The sequence below is a fragment of the bacterium genome, assembly GCA_026398675.1.
GTDB lineage: Bacteria > RBG-13-66-14 > RBG-13-66-14 > RBG-13-66-14 > RBG-13-66-14 > RBG-13-66-14.
This window is the reverse complement of record JAPLSK010000309.1, coordinates 1-1,696: the sequence shown is the minus strand read 5'-3', so window position 1 is coordinate 1,696 and position 1,696 is coordinate 1. Positions and strand designations below refer to the sequence as shown.

2 protein-coding genes are annotated in these 1,696 nt (G+C 63.7%); both read right to left on the bottom strand.

Translation table 11 applies throughout. The features are described 5' to 3' along the window. Positions 1-1,248: ATP-binding protein (locus NTW26_09135; GenBank protein ID MCX7022417.1), on the bottom strand; the 1,248-nt coding region annotated here is incomplete at its 3' end. 16 nt (positions 1,249-1,264) lie between these two features. Continuing rightward, the coding region (locus tag NTW26_09130; GenBank protein ID MCX7022416.1) for a DUF5683 domain-containing protein at positions 1,265-1,696 on the bottom strand (432 nt) is incomplete at its 5' end.

Here is a 1,696-nt window from a genome sequence, read left to right as displayed (position 1 = left end):
GGCGAGCACTCCGTGGAGGGAGCTCCCCTCGATGGCGCTCTTGCGCCGGGCGAGGTTGCGGGCCTTGCGGGCCGCCTGGCGCGCCCGGGCGGACTCCAGCGACTTCGTCACGATCTTGCGGGCCGTGTCCGGGTGCTCCTCGTAGTAGAAGGTCAGCCCCTCGCCCACGATCTGCTCGACTATCCCCTTGAGCTCGCTGTTGCCCAGCTTGGTCTTCGTCTGGCCCTCGAACTGGGGGTTGCCGATTCTTACGCTCACCACGGCGGCCATCCCCTCGCGGATGTCCTCGCCTAAAAGCGGCGGCTCATCCTTCTTCAGCAGGCCCTGGACCCGCGCGTAATCGTTGGTCGTCCGGGTCAGGGCGGCCCGGAAGCCCGAGAGGTGGGTCCCGCCCTCCTCGGTGTTGATGTTGTTGGCGAAGGTGAAGATGTTCTCCGTGTAGTCGTCGGAGTGCTGGAGGGCCACCTCGATGGAGACCATCCCCGAGTCCTCCGTATCCTCCCGCGCGCCCTCGAGGTAGACAATGGTGGGATAGATGGGCGTCCGGCCGGCGTTGATGTGCTTGATGAACTCGACGATTCCGCCCGAGTAGGAGTACTGGACGCGCCGCCCGTCGCGCTCGTCGGAGAACTCGATCAGGAGCCCCTTGTTCAAAAAGGCCATTTCGCGCAGCCGCTTGGCCAGGAGCTCGTAGGAGAAGTCCGTCGTCTCGAAGACCATCGGGTCGGGGATGAAGCTGGTCTTGGTTCCCCGCTTCTTGGTCTTGCCGATGATGCTCACCGACCCCTGGGGCACACCGCGGACATAGCGCTGGTGGTAGATGTTTCCGTTGAGCTTCACCTCCACATCGCACCAGGCGGAGAGGGCGTTGACCACGGATACGCCCACTCCGTGAAGACCGCCGGAGACCTTGTACGTCTTCGAGTCGAACTTGCCGCCGGCGTGGAGGGTGGTCATTACCACCTCGAGGGCGGAGCGGTTCTCACCCTTGTGGATGTCCACGGGGATGCCGCGTCCGTTGTCCACCACGGTCACCGAGCAGTCGGGGTGAACGGTGACCTCGATGTGGTCGCAGTAGCCGCCCATGGCCTCGTCCACCGAGTTGTCCACCACCTCGAAAACCAGGTGGTGCAGACCGCGCTCGCCGGTGGAGCCGATGTACATTGACGGGCGCTTGCGGACCGCTTCCAGACCTTTTAAGACCTGGATGTCGTCGGCGGTATACGAGTTTTTCTCTTCCTGGGGCATGCGGACTCCTGATCCGTTAGAAAGCGAAGGACAGTGAGACTCCGGCGCAGGGATTTCCGCGAGAGTCGGTGTAGATGCGGGGAGCGAGCTCCAACGACATTCCCTTCCCCGTTTCCCCGGTTCCGGCGAGCTCATCCCCGGTCTCGAAGTCGGCGAGGTGGGCGTCCACGTAAGCGTCCAGCATGGAGTACACCACTACCAGGGCGGCCAGCCAGATGTGCGTCTCGTAGCCCACTCGGTAATTTTTATAGAGATCCAGGTGGTAGTCGCGCTGGGTGACCAGGTCGGTCAGGTCGGGGCTGGTGCGGTCGTCGGGAATGTCGAAAGCCTCGAACCGACGGCGCTCGTAGACTGCGGCGTCGGCGTAGTAGACGATGCCGTACACCGCGAGCGCCTCGAGGCCGAAGAGGACTGCCCCCTTCAGGTACTCCTCGTTGTAGCCGCCGAG